The sequence below is a fragment of the Moorena sp. SIO1F2 genome, from assembly GCF_010672755.1.
Lineage (GTDB): Bacteria > Cyanobacteriota > Cyanobacteriia > Cyanobacteriales > Coleofasciculaceae > Moorena.
On record NZ_JAAHFV010000089.1, the window covers coordinates 1 to 19058 of the forward strand.

A 19058-nucleotide genomic window follows, 5' to 3' on the forward strand; every position below is an offset into this window, starting at 1 on the left:
ATATAATGAAACAAGAAGCCAGCTTTAAAGGAAGTTTAAAGATGAAACGCGCTTCGTGCTGCTATGGACAATAACTATTTAGTCAAAATTTTAGCATCTGCCAGTAAATAACTAGGGACTTGTTAGTCAAGTTTTATCCAAGAGAATAAGCCGAATATGCACCCAAATTTATGAGTTAACATTTCGGGAACTAAGGGAGGACGCGGTCAAAAATTTTTAGTCAGCTCCAATCGCTTGATTGTTACTAGTTAAAATTGAGAAATATAGATTTTTGAAAACTTACTTAAGTTAGATGCGTTTACCCTGACATTTTTAACTCCCATACGAAGTTAAACCGGACAACAATGATGCCGAGCGAGGGTTGCGTCCTGTAGTAGTACATCGCAAAGTTAGTGGTGGAGCTAGAAGTGATTGGGGCGCGCTCGTTAGTTGCTCAAATGTTTAGCTTCTTAGAAACTAAGCGGTTACAAGGTTCGTCGGCGATTAACAGTTTGTGTGAACTGTTGTCTAATGCTGGTCGCGATCCGCCTGGATTGCCATCTACTTAATACTTCAAGGGCTTGTAATTTATCTCAATCTTTTCACGCCCTAATTTTGGCTGGTCGCTGTCTGCAACAGCTGGCAATATACATATACCATTAACTTGATGAAGCTTGTGATTTACATCTTTCTCAACAAGCTCTATTTTTTGCTCTGAGTAGTTACGAGCCGGGTAAAAAAAAAGGTAAAAGATTAAATATATGTGGACTATTATAAAGAGGAAAAAGTTTTGAGTATGGATTGGCTTTCAAAAGTTTTAAAAGCGGTGCGACCCCGCGCTTTTTCAAAGCTAAGCGTGAACGCGCACCAAGAGAGCGAAAGTTAGATCAAATTAATGAATTGGCAAGCAGTACAAGCAGAAGAAAGATTAAATAAAACTGGAAAAATAACTGTTGTTGTTCAAGACCAAGGTTCTATTCATACAAGTAAATTAACGAAATCTAATTATGATAAATGGGAGAGTCTTGGACTTTATATAGCACTACGCGCTACTGTTAGGACATTCCTAAACTCCGAAACCTAGTCCTAGCTTGCTTTTGACTTCTGACTTATAACTTCTGACTTGCGCGTAGCGCTATATATTCTTGTTACCTAGTTATTCTCCTGAACTCAATCGAATTGAGAAGGAGTGGCAACGACTGAAAGAAGATGAATTAGCTGGTCAAATGTTTGAGGATGAATACGAAGCGCGCAGTCGCTGTAATGGCAGGTATTCAGACGAGACAAAATCGGAATGGATTGGCGGTCAAAAGATTTAGATTTAATTAATTTTTGAGGTTTGATTTAAGAAAATGACTGGATAGTTAATGACTCTCATGTGCTCATTATTCTGTCATTTTGCTTCGGTCTGATTCTGGTTATATTGAAGTGATTTAATTTGTTTCATGGCCGGTTTTTTTGAAGATTTTTACGATTTTCAACTGCTCTAGGTCTTGCTTTTTGAAAATTGACATCGGGTCACGTAATGTTAGACTTATCAATCCTTTACAAAACTTAATACAGTGCGATTTATTTTTGTCCGACTACTTATTGCTTTTGCCATAGTGTATCAACCGAAGTTCCACTAAACTGGAAACTTCGGTTTTATATTGTTTAGTGATTAGTCATCTGGTAAGCATTCAGCTATCATACCAAATCCGGTTTAATAAGACTATATTCAAAACCATCAAAGTCTTTGCCTAGACTTGATTTGAGGATTTAGGTAAGTAACCTATAATAACCGGATTTGGTATCAGCTATCAGCTATCAGCGTGTCGCGTATCAGCCATTTGCCTGTGGCCACGCTACTTGAGGTGGTTTTGAATAAAATAAGCACCTCAAGTAGCGTGAGCCTTGGACTATGGCCACGCTACGCGAATGGCTCAGGGCTGACGGCTGAATGCTTACGTCATCTGACCAATGAAGAATGGCTAATCACTAATCACTAATCACTAATCACTAATCACGCTTTGAAGAAACTATTCCCACTCTATGGTTCCAGGGGGTTTGGAGGTAATATCATAGACTACCCGATTAACTCCCTTGACTTCATTAACAATCCGGTTGGAAATAGTTTCAAGTAACTCATAAGGTACTCGTGACCAGTCAGCGGTCATACCATCTTCACTGGAAACAAAGCGCAATACAATCGGATGAGCGTAAGTGCGCTTGTCCCCCATTACTCCCACACTGCGTATTGGGAGCAACACGGCAAAGGCTTGCCAAAAGTCGTTATACATCCCCTGTCGGCGAATTTCATCTCGAACGATGAAATCAGCATCCCGCAGAATATTCAAGCGTTCTGAGGTCACTTCACCAATGATGCGAATCGCCAATCCTGGTCCGGGGAAGGGATGTCGGCGCACAATCGCTTCTGGCAAGCGGAGGTCACGACCGAGTTGGCGCACTTCGTCTTTAAATAGCTTGCGTAATGGTTCTACCAGCTTGAAGCGTAGGTTTTTGGGTAAGCCTCCGACATTGTGATGGCTCTTGATTTTCACAGCTACCCGCTCACCGGTCTTGGGATCAACGTTGGTATGGGCTGATTCAATCACATCGGGATATAGGGTACCCTGAGCTAAATAATCAAATGGACCAAGACGTTGGGATTCTTCTTCAAAGACGCGAATGAATTCGTGACCGATGCGGCGACGCTTTTCTTCTGGGTCAGTGACACCAGCAAGGCGAGCCAAAAAGCGATCGCGAGCGTTCACATACTCTACTCGAATACAAAATTCTTCCTCAAATAGCTTCACCAATTGCTCTGGCTCCCCTTTGCGCATGAAGCCTTGGTCAATAAACATACAAGTTAGTTTATCCCCAATGGCGCGATGGAGTAAGAAAGCAAGGGTAGACGAATCTACTCCACCAGACAGAGCCAGCAGAACCCGTTTTTCCCCAACTTTGGCACGCACTTCTCGAATTGCTTCCTCGATAAAAGCAGCAGTGGTCCAAGTGGGTTCACACTCGCAGATGCTGTAAACAAAGTTACGGATTAGGGCAATACCATCGGTTGAATGCACAACTTCTGGATGGAATTGCACGCCATAAAGTTTTTTCTGATAGTTAGCGATGGTCGCACAAGGGGTATTCTGAGTATGGGCAAGGACTTCAAACCCATCTGGCAAAGTCACACAGGAATCCCCGTGGCTCATCCACATGGTTGAGTGGTCTCGCACATTGCTCAGTAAGTCAGTGGGGTGATCAATTAGTAAGGCGGCTTTACCATACTCAGCTTTTTTTGCCCTGGTAACTGTTCCACCTAGTTGTTGCACCATCAACTGCATCCCATAGCAAACCCCTAGCACGGGTATACCTAGATTCCAAATTTCTGGGTCACATAGGGGAGCACCATCGTCATAGACGGAATTGGGGCCTCCAGATAGAATGATGCCCTTGGGATGAAGCTGCTGTAGCTGTTCAGCTGTGGTCTGATAGGATAGCACCTCGGAGTAAACGTTAGTCTCGCGAATGCGACGAGCAATCAGTTCCGAGTATTGAGAGCCGAAGTCCAGAATCACAATCATCTGGCGATTCAACTGCTCTGCTAGAGAGGCTACAGCCAATGCCTCTTTCTGGTAAGATAGTTTGTTGGTCCTTAGGGTTACTGCTGTGTTCGTCATGTTTAGTTGTGTGAATGTACGAACAGGTCGCTGCCTAGGTGTTCTTCTTGGCAGCATAAATTGATTGCTATGAACAGATAGGTTGAAAGCTGATGGTTTCCGTAAATTAATCCTTCAACGCCCCAACACTTTGATGTGGATGGTAGCGCTGGCATTAACCAGTTAGTCTGAGTCGTAGACTCTCATCGACGATACAGAACTCAATCTGTTTACGGTTATGTCAGTTTCCACTCCCACACGCACTTCATAGACCTGCCTGGCAGTGGTATGTCTGTTGACAATCTCGTGACTTCTAGTCATGAGATTTTTCAGGGTTTCAGTCTATATGTCCTGAAATGCGAAGTTTCAGCTGATAATCAAGTTAATTTATCATACATTGGGTTCGGCTACAAGATCCGCCCGCCAATGTATTAAGATTTATAAAAATTTATCACAAATTTGAAATTAATGTGCAACCTGTGGGACTGGTAACAATAATTTTGCGATCGCGATCGAACAATACAGAGCCGACCTGGATATGGTGCTCACTGTGTTTGCGGATGTAGTCAAAGCAGCGTTGGTCAATGGTCAATGCGATCGCATGATAAACCTGATTTACCCAATCAGTGCCCTGAGTCTGATCCCATTGACGCAGACAATTGAGAGCAGCTTCAGTGGTTTGACTGCCAAATACTTGCCTGATCAGTGGGGTTGGTACTCCTAACTGCGCACAGTGAGCGGTGATAATTTCCAGTCGTCCATCAGCTAGGTGGTGGTGAGTGTGAAAAATTCCTCCAGCCAGTTTAATTAACTTACCATGATAACCAAATAACAAAATTTCTGGCACCTGGGAGTACCCAGCTGCTACCAACAACGGTCCGAGCCAATTAGCTGTTTTAACCAGCCGCTCGGGATTAATCCCCAAGCCTCGCGCCAAATCTAAGCCATTTTCTCCCACACAGAACACTAGTGTTGATGAATGTGAGGAGGATTGCTCTTTTAGCAATTTGCTGGCTTTTGCTTTTAATTCCTCCTGGTAAGCAGCTAATTGACCAGGAGCACTCAGAGGCTGGGAAATGCCAGTAGTTCCTAGTAGGGAAAGTCCTTCTACTACACCAAAGGCAGAATTAGAAGTACGCTGTGCCAACTTCCGCCCTTCCGGCAAGATAATCGTCACCTGAATTTTCTCTGGCGCTACTAGCAGACAACTCAAGTTATGGTGCAATAGTTTCTTAGCGTAAGCATAGATGGCTGGTTTCCCTCCGGCATTGATTTGTCGTCCAATTCCTTCACCCCCTAATAACTGTATCGATTCAGTTTGCTCCGAGGAACCCCATTCTACGACTGCCCAAATCGGGGTATTACGGGTAAGGTCAAGGTTATCACCAGGGTTAGAGTGAGTGATAGCTAGCGCTACCCCTTCTCGAATCCTAGCCACTTGCTCAATGGGAATGTCTACGGTTTCAGGAGGGTTAATTAAGTCCACTGACACCGTTTCCACAGGTTGGTCGTTGCGTAACTGATGGAGGGCGGCTATTGCTGAGGCACAGGCGAATACCGGTAAGGTATATCCAGATTGAGGTAGGGAGGTGGTCATTTGACACTCCCCGTCCTTTAAGGACGGGGATTCTTACTTCAACGAGCTGTCTTGCGTATAGCAGGTCGGAACCAAAAAAAGTAGAGGACAATTCGACCTAAGAGTTTAGATCTATGATCCAGGTTTCGGTGTGCCCCACCGTACCTTTCTTTATATATAGATAGATACTTTTTTAATCTAATTTTTTTCATAGACGTTTAAGTCGTTAGACCAAATTACGCAATATGTATCTCTTACATATTTTTTACGTTGCCTACTTATTGATTAGATAGTATTTATCTATTTTTTTAGTTTAATTTTTATTCTAAAATAACACGCTCTGTGAAAACTGTCAAGTTTTAGCTTAAAAAGAAAGCCGTCCCTAGAAGTTACCGTAAGAATAAAGAAGCCTTTAAAGGGGGCAGGCTATGAGCAGAAGGGTTAAAACTTATTAATTAAGGCTTCTTTATTCTAAGGTTTCGTCTCCTATAAGGACGGGGCTTTAAACCCAATTTTTTCGGTAACCAGGTGAAATTTGCGATCGCTTAGTTCTTCATTGTCTAATTGGTAATTGGTAATTGGTAATTTGTATACCAAAGGGAACAGGGAACAGGGAACAGGGAGTAGGGAGTAGCGATGCAGCGCGGTCTTGGGGGTCCCCCCCATGAGCGACTGCCGTGGTTTCCCCCATGAGCGACTGCATCAAGACGGGAGTAGGGAAAAGGGAACAAAAATTCTCACAATTCATTTAGGATTGGTGTAGTTACCGATTACCGTAAACCAAAAATCCCCAAACTAGTTGATATTTGAGGTTTGTTTATTCCTATACTATCCAGTGTGATATTAATTTGTTTATGCTTATATTCACTCTCACTATCGGCAAGGTATTATTCCAGGTAAATCTTAATTTATTATAAAATTTTTAATTATTTTTTTGAGTAACAATTTTAAACTAACAATACTAATCCGTGTAGGAATTGTGATAATTTTTGATGCCCTATTCCCTACTCCCTACTCCCTACTCCCTACTCCCTACTCCCTACTCCCTACTCCCTACTCCCTGTTCCCTTTGCTATAGTTCCAAGGGTTTGATATAAGGCTTGAGTATGTATCCAACCTACAAAACCACTGTAGAGACAGTCTCCTTCAGGGCTAGCCACAAATACATGGTGTATTAGTAAAGGATTCTGCCAAGTCCGAATGGAAATGCCATTTTTAAATGTTATATAAGTTTTGGCTCGCTTAAAATTTCGACCATGACCATCAGTCATACCTGGGACTGAGTGTAATTGTCGAATTAAGCTAGTAATAAAGTCTCCTGGTGGAGGAGATTGTGTGATAACTGGATTCGCCCAAAATTTCTGGATTTCTGCTGCGACTAACGGATGATTTTTGAGAGCAGCATGACGCAGATTAGGTAAACAAACGAATTGACTAGGAGAAAACTTGGTTGTCTCTATTGTTATCGTGCCGTCGCTACCATGATCACTATCACCAGCTATTACTAATGTGGGAATCACTGCGCCAATGGACTCTGCTAGTTGTCGGCGGTTGATACCTAAATCCTTTGCGATACCAATACCAATGCCAAAGGGGTCTATAATTCTAGCTAGATCTGCACCACCAATAGGAGAACCAATCAACACTAAGGATTCTACTTGTGACCACCAGTCTCGGTGACGGCTGAGGAGTTCTAGCCAAATTAAGCCACCCATGGAATGACCAATAATTCGGATTGGTGTTTGGGGATAAGTGACAATGGTATCTAAGACGATGTGTTCGAGTTGGTTGATTAGGGGTTCTATCCAGAGCCAAGTTTTGAACCAACCGAGATCGGGAGTAATGATGGCAGTGCGGGATGTGGCTAAGGATTGGGCAAGGCTTGCCATCGCTTTAGAGTTATCCGCCCATCCGTGTTGTGCGTATAGAAGAAAATCTGGTTTGTCGGTCATTTCCCCTAAATCTAGGATACTGGTAGTTTCTTCTTGATTTTAGGTAGGGGAGGACACCATGAGTAAGCAATTGTGACAATCCCTTGAGGGTCACAGAATAAGCTTTGCAAGAAAAGGAATGCACCCTAACCGTTGCAGTATCACTGGATTCTTGGAAAGAGATGCTGCATAGCATTAGCTACAAGGGCTAAGAGACAGATTCCGGAATAGGTATAACCTATTACCAAAACCCTTTGAAACCCCATGGTCTGGTGCAATTATGAATACTGTAGACTATCTCCGGATTAGCTTGATTGACCGCTGCAATTTCCGTTGTCAGTACTGTATGCCTCAAGGAGCAGAACTTGACTATATCCTACGGCAAGAATTACTCACTGATCAAGAACTGCTGACTCTGCTCAAGGAGGTGTTTATCCCGGTAGGATTTAGAAAGTTTCGCCTCACCGGAGGTGAACCCCTATTGCGTCCAGGTGTAGTGGAGTTAGTTAGAGCGATCGCATCTTTACCCGAAACACAAGATTTGGCTATGACTACCAATGCCTTTTTACTGGCTGGTATGGCAAAGGAACTCTACCAGGCGGGTTTACGGCGGATTAATATTAGTCTGGACTCCCTCAATCGAGAGACATTTGACAAAATTATCGGCAATCGGGGACGTTCGCGCTGGGAACCGACTTGGGAAGGGATAAAAGCTGCCCATCAGGTTGGATTTGACCCGTTAAAGCTGAATGTGGTAGTAATTCCAGGAGTTAATGACCAGGAAGTGCTGGATTTAGCTGCTCTAACCATTGACCGCTCCTGGCACGTTCGATTTATCGAGTTTATGCCCATCGGGAACTCCCAGCTATTTGGTGAGCGGGCGTGGGTACCTTCGGAAGAATTACGGCAGCGGATTCGTGAACGCTGGGGTTTGATAGAATCAAGTGTCCGGGGTAATGGCCCAGCTGATGTGTTCCAGATTCCTGGTGCCCTTGGCACCCTGGGATTTATTAGTCAGATGTCAGAATGTTTTTGCGATCGCTGCAATCGGATGCGTCTATCTGCTGATGGTTGGCTGCGTCCCTGCCTACTTAATGAACAAGGTCAAGTTGACTTAAAAACTGCTCTACGCAGCGGCATTGATACCGCTGACTTAAGAGAGCAGGTCAGACAGTTGCTGATGATTAAACCAGAAATCAATTTCAAGGAGAGAGACTCTGGTACCGATGGTTTATATACAAGGACGATGTCACAAATTGGCGGATAGTTTTTTAGGTTACAGGTTAGTCAGGTTGAACGCGATCGCGTGGCCAATAGGCCAAGGTTAGTCAAGTTGAAGGTTGAAGGTTAGTCAAGTTGAAGGTTGAAGGTTAGTCAGGTTGAAGGTTGAAGGTTAGTCAGGTTGAAGGTTGAAGGTTAGTCAGGTTGAAGGTTGAAGGTTAGTCAGGTTGAAGGTTGAAGGTTAGTCAGGTTGAAGGTTGAAGGTTACAGGTTAGCAGGTTAGCAGGTTACAGGTTACAGGTTAGCAGGTTCCAGGTTATAACCTTCAACCTACCCTACGGGAACGCCACAGGGAACCTGTTAACTTTCAACGGTTGTCAACCTTGGCCTATTGGCCACGCGATCGCGTTCAACCTGTTAACTTTCAACGGTTGTCAACCTTCAACCTTGGCCTATTGGCCACGCGATCGCGTTCAACCTGTTAACCTTGGCCTATTGGCCACGCGATCGCGTTCAACCTGTTAACTTTCAACCCGGGTTAGACTTTCCTGGAGTAGTACTCAACCACCAGTAGCTCGTTAATTTGTAATGCTACCCATTCCCGATCAATAATCCCATTCACCTTCCCAGTGAAGGTGTTCTTATCAAACTCTAAATGGCTAGGAAGGTTTGCTAAGCCAGGAAATTCCAAGTTGCGTTCTACTAGACGGCGGGATTGATCACGGTTTCTAACCGCAATCACATCCCCAGGGCGACACTGATAGCTAGCAATATTAACTACTTGACCATTTACAGTAACATGACCGTGATTCACGAGCTGACGAGCAGCTGGGATGGTACCTCCCATACCCATGCGGAAGACTGTGTTATCCAGTCGCATTTCTAGCAGTTGCAGCAAAGCTTGTCCAGTGGAACCGGTGGCTCGACGAGCCTTACGGACATAGCGAATTAACTGCTTTTCAGTCACTCCGTAGTTATAGCGGAGTTTCTGCTTTTCTTCGAGACGGATCGCATATTCTGAGCGTTTCCTACGGTTTTGACCATGTTGACCTGGGGGATAGGCACGGCGGGGTGTTTTACGACTTAAGCCGGGCAAATCACCCAGGCGGCGAACCACCCGCAGACGCGGGCCTCTATATCGAGCCATATAAGTTCCTCTGTACTATATTGTGTACTATCTTTACTAAAGATTTCCCAAAACTATTATCATACAATTTATTAGGGCAGTGGGGATAAGGAAATTGCCATGGGGAAAATTTCCAGCAGGTGTTAGGTCAATAGCCCTATCTACGGAAATTTCTATACTGCAAACCACCTTAGTGCTATATAACGGGATTAGCGCTACCCAACCCATACGCGATCGCTTCACGAAAGAAGGCGGGGTAAAGGCTTTGACGCAACTACCCTAAATAATCACTTCTAGGTTTATATCATGTCCGGATAATTAGTGATAAAAAACCATCTCCGATTAAACCTTATTCCTTTACTTCTGCCAAATGGCTTCGATTGGGCACAAGCGTGTAAGTATTCAACCGGACATGATTTTACTGACCCAGGACGTAATTAAAAATCAGCGGAGCTACAATTGATGCATCCGATTCAATCACGTAACTAGGGGTGTCCGTATCAAGTTTGCCCCAACTAATCTTTTCACTAGGTAGTGCGCCACTGTAGGAACCGTATGAGGTGGTACAATCGCTAATTTGGGCGAAGTAACTCCACAACTTACAGTCTTCCTTGAGATCCTGGTGGATCAGTGGCACAACGCAGATGGGAAAATCTCCAGCAATGCCACCCCCAATTTGAAAGAATCCCATGGAAAAATCTCTGGTATTTTCCTTATACCAATTAACAAGAAATACCATCAGCTCAAGACCGCTCCGCACAACATTAAAGCGACTGATATTTCCTTTAATAACTTCAGAAACAAAGAAATTTCCCAGAGTTGAATCCTCCCATCCAGGAACAAAAATAGGAATTTGTTTCTGCCATGCTGCCATCACCCATGAGTCACGAGGATCAATTTCATAATAGTCTTTAAGCTCTTGACTTTCAATAAGTTTATAAATGAACTCGTATGGGAAAAAGCTTTGGCCAGATTGATCAGCTGCTTTCCACAGTTTCAGCAGATGCCGTTCAATTTTCCTCATCGCTTCTTCTTCAGGAATACAGGTATCAGTAACTCGATTCATACCGGACTCAAAAAGAGCCTTTTCCTCTTCTGGTTTCAGTGAACGATAATCCGGTAATCTCTTATATTTAGCGTGGGCAACCAGATTGAATATATCCTCTTCAAGATTGGCTCCGGTACAGCAAATGGCATGTACCTTGTCTTGGCGAATCATTTCAGCCAGAGAGATACCGAGCTCTGCTGTACTCATCGCACCAGCCATAGTCAGAAACATTTTATTACCAGATTCCAGGTGTTTCACCCATCCTTCAGCCGCCTGAACACACACGGCTGCATTAAAGTGTCGAAAATTTCTGTTCATGAACTCTCGAATCATCGTTTTTCCTCCAATAGTGGGTATTACAGTTGAGTACTTTACAGAACTATAGATAAACGTTCTAGAAACAGCAGAATCACCCATTGAGCAAATGGGAAAAAACCGGAAGCAGCAGTTAGTTAAGAGCCTTGATGAAAAACTGGCGACTGCCAACTTGAACTCTCCCTCAGCTAAAGCAAGAAGGAAACAAGCTACGATATCAAGTCTTCATATAATTGAAAACATCGTACCGTTCGCTCCGGAGCAAAACTCCAAGGCTGACTTTGATTAGACTTAAGCCTTGATGTAGTGCCTGATGGGGAGCCAGCTAGGTTTTTTTTTCAGCACCAAACACTGCTAGAAAATCCTTATCTAGTCAACTAGCTTTTGAGGTGTATGATTCCTCGTCACAAATTTAGTAGACAAGGGGAATCACGCCCCTAACTTGTTTTTATCCCCGCCGCTTGTACACAAGGGGTTTCAACTGGGTTTGAGATCAAGAAATCCCTGATCACCAGCAACGCTTCTCGATTTGGTGTTGTTTTTAACAATTATCACGAATTCCTATGATATATCAATCTGGTAACACCTGTCTTGAAGGTTACTGGTGGAACGGACAGGGAAATAAGTGACCTCCCTCATCTGGCGTTGCTCCCGTTGTGGGATTATTGAAGGGAATGGACAGCCAGTAAGTGTTTTGCTATGGTTAGTCTTAAATCTAGAATAGCATCGGCTGTTGATTTGAGGCACTGATGGCCTGTTCACCGATTACTTTTATCTGAGTCCTGATACGATTTACGCCATGACAGACTTGATTAGTGAAATTTTAAGTAAAGTAGGGTCAGTTGCTCCTCAAGTACCGCCATACTTTGAGTCCCTAGAGACCTACGCTGTTAAGAAAGTTTCCGATGCTGACACCATTGATGTGATTGATGCCTCCGGAGAAGAGATTACAGTGCGCTTCGTTTACATTGATGCACCAGAAACTCCTAAGGGGTGGGGTTACAAAAAACTTGAGGATAAAAATCAGGACAATGCCCTCTATCAAAGTCAATTTAAGTGGGGCAACGAAGGTAAAGACTGGGTCAAACAGTTGGTAGAAGAAAACGGTAATAAAGTTAAATTGAGAATTACTGACATCGACACTCGCTACAATCGTAGCATTGGCGAAGTTTACTTATTGGATGGCACGTTTCTTCAGCATAGTTTAGTAAAAGAAGGATTAGCACTGATTTATTACGATTATTTTAGTAAGTGCCCTCGTGAGATGGCTATCTCTCTTCTGTTGGCAGAGGCAGATGCGGAACGCCAAGGAAAAGGGTTATGGCAAGAACCGAAGTCAGGATTTATCGAGCCTTGGTTGTTTCGTCCCCTTAAGAAAAAGCAAAAAGCCCTGCTTGGAGACCCAGATGCAGATCAGCAGCTGGCAGAAAAAATTCAAACCCTCTATGAAGACCTAGAAGCTGGCAAGATCACTAAAGATCAGTTTGAGGATAGGTTTAAGGAGACGCTGAAGTAAGATAGCAGTTCTCAATTGGTTGAGGTAATTTTGTTCTGGGTTTTAGGGAGTAGGCAGTAGGGAGTAGGGAGTAGGGTTAAGAACATTGAATGTAGGTGATCTAGCCATTTGCCTATAAGTTAATTAATAAAATTGGACAAAAAAGATACAGTCCACTTATATATTTGCAATAATCAATACTTATGTTGAATGCCAACTGCTCTATTCCCTATTCCCTATTCCCTATTCCCTATTCCCTATTCCGAAGTTCTCTAAAAACTTTTATATCCAAAAGATTAGCCTAATTAAGGGCAAAAAAAGGATTAACTTAGAAACCGCTACAGGGGTGCATGTCAGTTTTGTTAATCCCTGATTCAGATCCCCCGTTTCCCTTAATAAGGGGGACTTTTCAATCTAATTCCCCCCTTTTTTAAGGGGGGTTAGGGGGGATCTATGTACCTAATTACAAAGTTGACATGCTCCCCCGCTCCAGCTCCAGATTTAGTAGTATAAATTGATATTACCAGTAGTTCTATGAACCGTTTTGCTGTGTATGCAGAGTTAGGGGTTTCAGAAGTTTGGCGTTATGATGGTGAATCTTTTGAGATTTATCAGTTACGATATCGAGAATATAGTCTTTGTCAATAAAGTTTGGCTTTTCCTGGTTTACCTATAGGGTAAATTGAGGTATTTTTAGCAGAGGTGGACACCAAAGATTATTTGCAGTTGGTAGCATAATTTCGGAGTTGGGTGAGGAAGCGTTAAACTCGTCTAAATTCTCAACATCCCCTTTGATATCAGAAGATGTTGAAGAAAGTTTCTAAAGCATTAGATTGCAGAGTCTAAGCAACCGTCCCAGTAATAGAGTATTGTCCTAAGCTGCCGTAATCACTATATCCGGTAACTAAGTTTCCTTGGCCAGTACCATCAATGCTTAGATAATACTGTCCTGGATAGAGGTTAAGATTAAAGCTAGCGGACAGAGAACCGATGGGATTAGAAGAGCTAATCAGTTGACCGGAAGCATTATATAGCCTAGCCAGAATGTCTAAATTAGGTCCTCGCTCAAAAGGCTGAATATCTAGGGCTATGTTGCCCGTTGTTGAATTGAACGTGAACCAGTCAATGTCGTTATTCTGTTCAATAATGCCATAAGTTTCCACCTGACCATCATTGATCGATAGCGCTGCTGCACTGGTTAGCTGGTTACTATAATCGTCCAGGCGATAGCCAAAACCATTTTGCCCAGTGATGATGTCTAGGTCATCTTCTTGGTTGCTGGCACCGATATACTCACCCTTGCTCCATTGAGTTAGATTTCTATCGTTGCCCTCTCCCATAATAGGAGCCCACCCTGTTTCGACACTGCCATTGCCATGACCATTGTAGTACTCGTTGGTTAAATTACCGTCATGTGTAAGACCCAAGGTATGAGCTACCTCATGGCTAATAGTTTCAGCCACCGCTTTCTCACTGCCTCCAGCGCGATTCTCTGAAAAAACAAAGGTGGGGGTATCACTGTTCCAGTTGAATGAATTAATATAACCCACACCACCGGTACCTTCTTGAAACCAGGAACCATCTCCCCCAATCACAACGCGAATGCCCCATTGGGAATCACTATTACTAGTTTTTTTGAGTTGGTCATCGGACGGTTGGGCAGTAGTCACATTCACATCAAAGGGACTAAAGTCTTCGGCCACCCGTTGCCAAATGCGCCAAATAGTCTCTCTCTCAGCAGTGGAGAAATTTGAAGTATTCCCATCCGTGTCATAGGCAGGGGTCACAATGGAATTCCCGAAGTTCTGGTTCCATGGGGTATTTGTGGTAGTATGACCATCAAAGTCAAGGTAAATAACGTGGTCTGCGTCTGGATTGCTGTTGAGGGAAAAGACTTGGTTCGGGCTCAAGGGCTGATAGGTATTTGGTTTAGTAGTTGCAGTAATTCCAGTAGTGGTAGTACTTTCAGGTAACTCTAAATCATCGGAAACAATGCCATTGCTACCAGAAGCGTAGGGTCTGACCTGGGCAAAGTAAGTCCCACTGCTAGCACTGTAGTTGATCACATCGTTAGCATTGCTACCCTGTAAAAAGCTAGCCACCTTTTGCTTGCCAAAGTCCAAGATGCCATTATTCTTAGTGTTCCGGTAGAGTCTGAAGTTAGCATTATCACCAGCACTAATATTGTATAGATTGAGTTTAATTTGACCGTTGTTTGAGACCCTAAACTTAAACACATCAGTGCGGTCTAAGAGCCTAAACTCCCCATTGCGGCTGATGAAATTCCTGGTGAAAGTGCCTAAATCCGCGAAAGTAACCATGATTCACTCCTGACTTGTTTTCTCTGTGAAAAGAAATATAAATTAGCCTAAAAACTTGATTTTTTTGAGCTTTACTACATCTACAGCGTAATAAAAAACACCTAAGTTTTGTAATATTTGTCAGCAAAGTTTATCAGCTCTTAATTTTAAACGAAATTCGCTTAATTATCACAGTTCTCAGAGCTGATTGGTAAACGAAGCTATAACCATGGCGCTGCAAGGCTTTCAAGAATTCGGCCTCGGTTTAGCCCTGTTCCCTGAAATCCATATCTGTCAAGGGATTTGAGCTCTTTATAGTTACTTTATAAAGTAGCTCTTATCATCCCCTATTTCAAAGAGTTTTAACTCAGAATTATTACTTTTAAATTGTTCAATCAAAGTAGATCCTTGAGTTTCAGTAAGTTCATGTAGGGTGGGCAGTGCACCAGACAGATCAGATCAGCTGTTAATAGGCTTGATAGGCACTGCCCACCTAGGATTAATAACGTTGAAGGTTGAACGCGAACGCGTGGCCGAAAGGCCAAGGTTGAACTTTCAACTTTTAACTTTCAACTTTCAACTTTCAACTTTCAACTTTCAACTTTCAACAAACCTTTAAACTGCCATGCCCCTTTCCACAGCGGGTCGCTGCTGCATTGTCTCGACCCAAAGTTTGAGGTGGGGATGGTTATCTAGGGTGACTCCCAAATACTCATAGGCAGCTACCCAAGGATAGGTAGCTATGTCGGCAATGGAGTAATATCCAACAATGAATTCCTGTTTTGCTAATTGCTGATCTAAGACACCAAACAGACGTAGGGTTTCTTTTTCATAGCGATCAATAGCATAGGGAATCTGTTCTGGGGCAAAGCGTCGGAAGTGACTCAGTTGACCAAACATTGGTCCAACGCTTGCCATCTGGAACATCAACCATTCAATCACTTGTATTCTTGCTGCTGTATCCGTTGGCAACAACTTGCCTGTCTTTTCTGCTAAATAAATTAGGATTGCTCCTGACTCGAAAACTGTTATGCCAGTATCCTGGTCAATGATAGCAGGAATTTTACTATTGGGATTTATGGCTACATATTCGGGAGTAAACTGTTCTCCCTTTGCTATGTTAATTGTGTGAACGGTGTAGGGAAGTCCTAATTCTTCGAGCATGATAGCAGGTTTACGTCCGTTAGGTGTGGAAAAGGTATATAGGTCAATCATGATTATTTTATATCAATTTATCCCTGAAGTTATCTAAGTGCTTGCCACAAATTTTGACTCCCTAAAGGTAATGGCTAATGGACAATTAGCTATTACCTTTAAACTATTAACCATTACCCATTATCCGATAATCCTATGTTACCTCCTTAAACAGAAATGAGATTAGTTAGGGCATTAATTTTGTCAACCAGAGTCGCTTTACGCACAAGACCTTCCAACCGCTCAACTACTTTACCTTGGTTGAAGAACAATAGGGAAGGAATTGCTTCAATGTGATAGTTGCTGGCTAGTTGTTCGTAGTCATCAACATTTAATTTGCCTACTTTGACAACTCCATCAAATTCTGTGGCTAATTCAGTGACGATTGGATTCATTACCCGACAAGGACCACACCATGGTGCCCAAAAATATACTATGACTGGAATGGAGCTGTTGAGGACTTCGGTTTCAAAGTTATCGTCATTTAGGGTTATATATTTTGCTGTTTCTGACATAGTTCAATTTCTCCTAAACTAGGAATGATTGTTGACTGTTGACTGAAATATTGATGAATTCAGCATTATTGATTTGCTGTATGAAGACAGGCTGTATCTCATATTTGCTGTTTGACGCGGTGGGTGGAACGGGCATCTTGCCCGTGGTGCGTTACGGGGAGCAACCTAACAAGGCGCGAAGAGGTGGAAAATGAGTGCTAGCCCGCCCCTAACGCACCCTACACAACATTTAGGTGCTGGTAGTGTCGTAAGCATTCAGCCGTCAGCTAATGCTTACGATTTTTATTGAGCTACTTATACGGCTACAGCCAGGGTTTGTAATGCGCTGACAATCTCTTCTGGGTCAAGTCGCTTGGTGTAATCTAGATCAACGAAGGCATGGGTGATGGTTCCATCGGAATTAATCACATAGGTGGCGGCAATGGGTAATTCAAAGGTTTCATCGCCGTTGTGGGCAGGTAAATCAATGCCAAAGCTTTGATAAACTGGTCGGAGTTCTTCTGGTACGGTGAAGACTAGACCAAACTCTTTGGCAATCTTATTCCCAACATCGCTTAGTACTTCAAAGGTTAGGTGGTTTTTCTCTGTAGTGGATAGGGAATTATCGGGAGTTTGAGGGGAAATAGCGACTAGGGTTGCACCTAATTTCTGAATTTCTGGTAAGAATTGCTGCAATGCTCGTAATTCTAGGTTGCAGTAAGGACACCACTGACCCCGGTAGAAGGAAATGACTACGGCTCCGGTGGCTAGTAGGTCTTGCAATTCTACAGGTTTACCGACGGCATTAGGCAGGGTAAAGTTAGGGACTTTGTCGCCAACATTGAGGCTATTGTCTACAATGCCAGAATTAGCGAGGTCTTCCCCTGCTTTTGCCATGATGGCTTTGGCTTCTTCTGGTTGCTTAGCGCGAAGCTGGGTATTTAGGTTAATCAAGTCTTGGGTTAAGGTCATGATTTCCTCCTGGTTAGATGATATTTGAACAAGCGTTCCAATTAAGAGCAAAAAAATTTACTCTGTCAATTTACTCTGTCAATTTACTCTCTCAATCGAGAACGGAAAGTATGACCTTGACAATAGCTCTTAGGGTTTCTGGGTCTGGGTTGACTTTGGAGATAACCCGCAACCCTTGTATACTACTGGTGAAATATTGGGCTAATGCCTGAAGGTCATGGTTGGTTGTGATTTCCCCTTGCTCCCTTGCTGTGGATAAGGCTTTTTTAAAAGCGTTATCCACTGAGCGCAAATTAGCAGTAATCCGGGATTTAGTCTGTGGATCGTGGGGACACAGTTCAACAGCGGTGTTGGTGAGCAAGCAGCCTCGATGGTCTTTATCGTCTACAGCCCCTTCGATGAGGTTGTAGAAAAAGTCGATAATGGCTTGCTTTGAGGCTGTGGGGGCTTCTAGGGATGCGATCGCATTTTTAACACAGGTATCGTTGTAATGAGCGATCGCAGCCAGGAATAGGGAACGTTTGTCACCAAAGGTGTCGTATAGACTGCCTCGGTTAATCCCCATGGTTTTGACCAAGTCCTGCATTGAGGTTCCTTCATAGCCATAAAGCCAAAAGGTTTCCATGGCTTTTTCTAGGACATCTTCTGGGTCAAAGGTTTTGTGCCTTGCCATTACCGTTGCTGAACTCGTATCTTTACGATAACAATTCTGGAACGATTGGTCAAGTAATCCAGTTGATCCGCTGACACTGCTGGGATTTTCAGTAACTATAAGTATGTAATAAATAAATGTAATAATTTGGATGTCAGTGCAGGAGTGGACTATTGAATAACGCAGGTCTCCCGGGCGAACCAGCAAACCTTTCTGAGGTAACAGAGGTACCAGTAGATGATATTCCCGAGGCAGTAAGGGATAGACAGGATATTAAACCCCGGTCTCGTTGGCAGGTTACCTTACTCATTATTGGACTATTAGCAATAGGAGGAATCGCCTTTAGCCTGATTCCAATGGAACCAACTCCTGAAGCTCAGTCCAAGTCTGGTGAAGCAACATCGACTCAAAGTGAGACAGAAGCTAGTTCACAGAATCCACAAGCTAGTCTAAACACTAGGGGGAATGATGGTAATAACATTCTGGGACACTTACCCTACTCTGAAGTCCTAAGCTCACAACTGCAACCAATTACCCGTGATGGCCGGATCAAACTGGAGGCTGCAGCAGCTCGGAAATACAAAGCAATGGCAGCAGCAGCAAGAAGACAGGGGATAATCCTAGTGCCAATTTCCGGCTTCCGTTCGGTGGAGCAGCAAAAGTACCTGTTTTTTCAAGTAAAGGAACAGCGAGGACAGGTGGCTAGTAAACGGGCTGAAGTAAGTGCTCCTCCTGGCTACAGTGAGCATCACACTGGTTATGCGATCGATATTGGGGATGGCATGACACCAGCTACTAACCTTAATCCTGAGTTTGAGAATACGGCAGCCTTTAAGTGGTTGGAAAAGAATGCGGCTTTCTACAGCTTTGAGTTGTCTTTTCCTAGAGACAATCCCCAAGGAATTAGTTATGAGCCTTGGCACTGGAGGTTTGTGGGAGATACCAAGAGCTTGGAAACGTTCTACAAAGGTAAGAAACCTACTCCTGCTCCTTCTCCTTCAATAGTTTGTACCTCGCTGGTCGCTTTGTAACCTCTTTGAACTTAAATGTGGACGTAAATCCTATACATGCAAGGTATTTGCTCATCTTCCTGGGTGACGAACTAAAAGTTTCA

19 protein-coding genes and 1 pseudogene are annotated in these 19058 nt (G+C 43.4%); 8 read left to right on the plus strand and 12 right to left on the minus strand.

Annotation, left to right across the window (positions count from 1 at the left end; genetic code table 11):
* Positions 1–325: 325 nt before the first annotated feature.
* The 4 genes and pseudogenes from F6J94_RS13210 to F6J94_RS13225 all read left to right on the plus strand — a co-directional run.
* Positions 326–548: pseudogene (locus F6J94_RS13210) on the plus strand (transposase); the annotation flags it as partial.
* A gap of 326 nt (positions 549–874) precedes the next feature.
* Complete coding sequence (locus tag F6J94_RS13215) at positions 875–1063, plus strand: hypothetical protein (RefSeq protein WP_293040702.1); 189 nt, start codon at positions 875–877, stop codon at positions 1061–1063.
* 61 nt (positions 1064–1124) lie between these two features.
* The gene (locus F6J94_RS13220) at positions 1125–1298 is read left to right on the plus strand and encodes a hypothetical protein (protein WP_293040705.1); all 174 of its coding nucleotides are present in this window, start codon (positions 1125–1127) and stop codon (positions 1296–1298) included.
* Between the two features lie 492 nt (positions 1299–1790).
* Positions 1791–1967: a hypothetical protein gene (locus F6J94_RS13225; protein ID WP_293040708.1), complete on the plus strand. Its 177-nt coding sequence runs from the start codon at positions 1791–1793 to the stop codon at positions 1965–1967.
* 30 nt (positions 1968–1997) lie between these two features.
* Here F6J94_RS13225 and guaA read toward each other — a convergent pair whose 3' ends face one another.
* From guaA to F6J94_RS13250, 5 genes are all read right to left on the minus strand, one after another.
* Positions 1998–3641 (minus strand): glutamine-hydrolyzing GMP synthase, encoded by a 1644-nt coding sequence (gene guaA / locus F6J94_RS13230; RefSeq protein WP_367142203.1) that lies wholly within the window; start codon positions 3639–3641, stop codon positions 1998–2000.
* A 162-nt stretch (positions 3642–3803) separates the two neighbouring features.
* On the minus strand, positions 3804–3941 hold the full coding sequence (locus F6J94_RS13235) for a hypothetical protein (RefSeq protein WP_293017907.1): 138 nt from the start codon (positions 3939–3941) through the stop codon (positions 3804–3806).
* 130 nt (positions 3942–4071) lie between these two features.
* On the minus strand, positions 4072–5217 hold the full coding sequence (cbiD, locus tag F6J94_RS13240) for a cobalt-precorrin-5B (C(1))-methyltransferase CbiD (protein WP_293040711.1): 1146 nt from the start codon (positions 5215–5217) through the stop codon (positions 4072–4074).
* 532 nt (positions 5218–5749) lie between these two features.
* Entirely contained in the window at positions 5750–5944 is a 195-nt protein-coding gene (locus F6J94_RS13245) for a hypothetical protein (RefSeq protein ID WP_293040714.1), read from the minus strand.
* A gap of 298 nt (positions 5945–6242) precedes the next feature.
* A complete protein-coding gene (locus F6J94_RS13250; protein WP_293040717.1) occupies positions 6243–7148 on the minus strand; it encodes an alpha/beta hydrolase in 906 nt (301 codons plus the stop codon).
* Positions 7149–7407: 259 nt separating this feature from the next.
* Here F6J94_RS13250 and moaA point away from each other — a divergent pair, with 259 nt between their 5' ends.
* Positions 7408–8394 carry a GTP 3',8-cyclase MoaA gene (gene moaA, locus F6J94_RS13255; protein WP_293040720.1) on the plus strand — a complete coding sequence of 329 codons (987 nt, stop codon included), beginning with the start codon at positions 7408–7410 and terminating at the stop codon, positions 8392–8394.
* 492 nt (positions 8395–8886) lie between these two features.
* Here moaA and rpsD read toward each other — a convergent pair whose 3' ends face one another.
* The gene (gene rpsD / locus F6J94_RS13260; protein ID WP_293017903.1) at positions 8887–9495 is read right to left on the minus strand and encodes a 30S ribosomal protein S4; all 609 of its coding nucleotides are present in this window, start codon (positions 9493–9495) and stop codon (positions 8887–8889) included.
* Between the two features lie 79 nt (positions 9496–9574).
* Between rpsD and F6J94_RS13265 the strand changes: the two genes are divergently transcribed.
* On the plus strand, positions 9575–9757 hold the full coding sequence (locus F6J94_RS13265) for a hypothetical protein (protein ID WP_293017902.1): 183 nt from the start codon (positions 9575–9577) through the stop codon (positions 9755–9757).
* A gap of 135 nt (positions 9758–9892) precedes the next feature.
* Here F6J94_RS13265 and F6J94_RS13270 read toward each other — a convergent pair whose 3' ends face one another.
* The gene (locus F6J94_RS13270; protein ID WP_293040723.1) at positions 9893–10855 is read right to left on the minus strand and encodes a deoxyhypusine synthase family protein; all 963 of its coding nucleotides are present in this window, start codon (positions 10853–10855) and stop codon (positions 9893–9895) included.
* 781 nt (positions 10856–11636) lie between these two features.
* Here F6J94_RS13270 and F6J94_RS13275 point away from each other — a divergent pair.
* A complete protein-coding gene (locus tag F6J94_RS13275; protein ID WP_293040726.1) occupies positions 11637–12353 on the plus strand; it encodes a thermonuclease family protein in 717 nt (238 codons plus the stop codon).
* An 821-nt stretch (positions 12354–13174) separates the two neighbouring features.
* On the opposite strand, the gene F6J94_RS13280 is transcribed toward F6J94_RS13275, so the two are convergent.
* The 5 genes from F6J94_RS13280 to F6J94_RS13300 all read right to left on the minus strand — a co-directional run bounded on the left by F6J94_RS13280 (position 13175) and on the right by F6J94_RS13300 (position 17965).
* Entirely contained in the window at positions 13175–14653 is a 1479-nt protein-coding gene (locus F6J94_RS13280; RefSeq protein WP_293040729.1) for a hypothetical protein, read from the minus strand.
* Positions 14654–15247: 594 nt separating this feature from the next.
* Positions 15248–15847, minus strand: coding sequence for a glutathione S-transferase N-terminal domain-containing protein (locus tag F6J94_RS13285; protein WP_293040733.1), 600 nt, complete (start codon positions 15845–15847; stop codon positions 15248–15250).
* Between the two features lie 146 nt (positions 15848–15993).
* The gene (trxA, locus tag F6J94_RS13290; protein WP_293040738.1) at positions 15994–16341 is read right to left on the minus strand and encodes a thioredoxin; all 348 of its coding nucleotides are present in this window, start codon (positions 16339–16341) and stop codon (positions 15994–15996) included.
* A 294-nt stretch (positions 16342–16635) separates the two neighbouring features.
* Positions 16636–17292 (minus strand): peroxiredoxin-like family protein, encoded by a 657-nt coding sequence (locus F6J94_RS13295; RefSeq protein WP_293040741.1) that lies wholly within the window; start codon positions 17290–17292, stop codon positions 16636–16638.
* A gap of 91 nt (positions 17293–17383) precedes the next feature.
* The gene (locus F6J94_RS13300; RefSeq protein WP_293040744.1) at positions 17384–17965 is read right to left on the minus strand and encodes a TetR/AcrR family transcriptional regulator; all 582 of its coding nucleotides are present in this window, start codon (positions 17963–17965) and stop codon (positions 17384–17386) included.
* A 152-nt stretch (positions 17966–18117) separates the two neighbouring features.
* Between F6J94_RS13300 and F6J94_RS13305 the strand changes: the two genes are divergently transcribed.
* Positions 18118–18975, plus strand: a complete 858-nt coding sequence (locus F6J94_RS13305; protein WP_293040747.1) for a D-alanyl-D-alanine carboxypeptidase family protein — start codon at positions 18118–18120, stop codon at positions 18973–18975.
* The last annotated feature ends 83 nt before the right edge of the window (positions 18976–19058 follow it).

What these genes read in the sequence shown, in the direction of transcription:
- F6J94_RS13215 (WP_293040702.1), top strand. Translation starts at nt 875, where the DNA reads ATGAATTGGCAAGCAGTACAAGCAGAAGAAAGATTAAATAAAACTGGA.
- guaA (WP_367142203.1), bottom strand. Translation starts at nt 3,641, where the DNA reads ATGACGAACACAGCAGTAACCCTAAGGACCAACAAACTATCTTACCAG.
- F6J94_RS13235 (WP_293017907.1), bottom strand. Translation starts at nt 3,941, where the DNA reads ATGACTAGAAGTCACGAGATTGTCAACAGACATACCACTGCCAGGCAG.
- cbiD (WP_293040711.1), bottom strand. Translation starts at nt 5,217, where the DNA reads ATGACCACCTCCCTACCTCAATCTGGATATACCTTACCGGTATTCGCC.
- F6J94_RS13245 (WP_293040714.1), bottom strand. Translation starts at nt 5,944, where the DNA reads ATGAATTGTGAGAATTTTTGTTCCCTTTTCCCTACTCCCGTCTTGATG.
- F6J94_RS13250 (WP_293040717.1), bottom strand. Translation starts at nt 7,148, where the DNA reads ATGACCGACAAACCAGATTTTCTTCTATACGCACAACACGGATGGGCG.
- moaA (WP_293040720.1), top strand. Translation starts at nt 7,408, where the DNA reads ATGAATACTGTAGACTATCTCCGGATTAGCTTGATTGACCGCTGCAAT.
- rpsD (WP_293017903.1), bottom strand. Translation starts at nt 9,495, where the DNA reads ATGGCTCGATATAGAGGCCCGCGTCTGCGGGTGGTTCGCCGCCTGGGT.
- F6J94_RS13270 (WP_293040723.1), bottom strand. Translation starts at nt 10,855, where the DNA reads ATGATTCGAGAGTTCATGAACAGAAATTTTCGACACTTTAATGCAGCC.
- F6J94_RS13275 (WP_293040726.1), top strand. Translation starts at nt 11,637, where the DNA reads ATGACAGACTTGATTAGTGAAATTTTAAGTAAAGTAGGGTCAGTTGCT.
- F6J94_RS13280 (WP_293040729.1), bottom strand. Translation starts at nt 14,653, where the DNA reads ATGGTTACTTTCGCGGATTTAGGCACTTTCACCAGGAATTTCATCAGC.
- F6J94_RS13285 (WP_293040733.1), bottom strand. Translation starts at nt 15,847, where the DNA reads ATGATTGACCTATATACCTTTTCCACACCTAACGGACGTAAACCTGCT.
- trxA (WP_293040738.1), bottom strand. Translation starts at nt 16,341, where the DNA reads ATGTCAGAAACAGCAAAATATATAACCCTAAATGACGATAACTTTGAA.
- F6J94_RS13295 (WP_293040741.1), bottom strand. Translation starts at nt 17,292, where the DNA reads ATGACCTTAACCCAAGACTTGATTAACCTAAATACCCAGCTTCGCGCT.
- F6J94_RS13300 (WP_293040744.1), bottom strand. Translation starts at nt 17,965, where the DNA reads ATGGCAAGGCACAAAACCTTTGACCCAGAAGATGTCCTAGAAAAAGCC.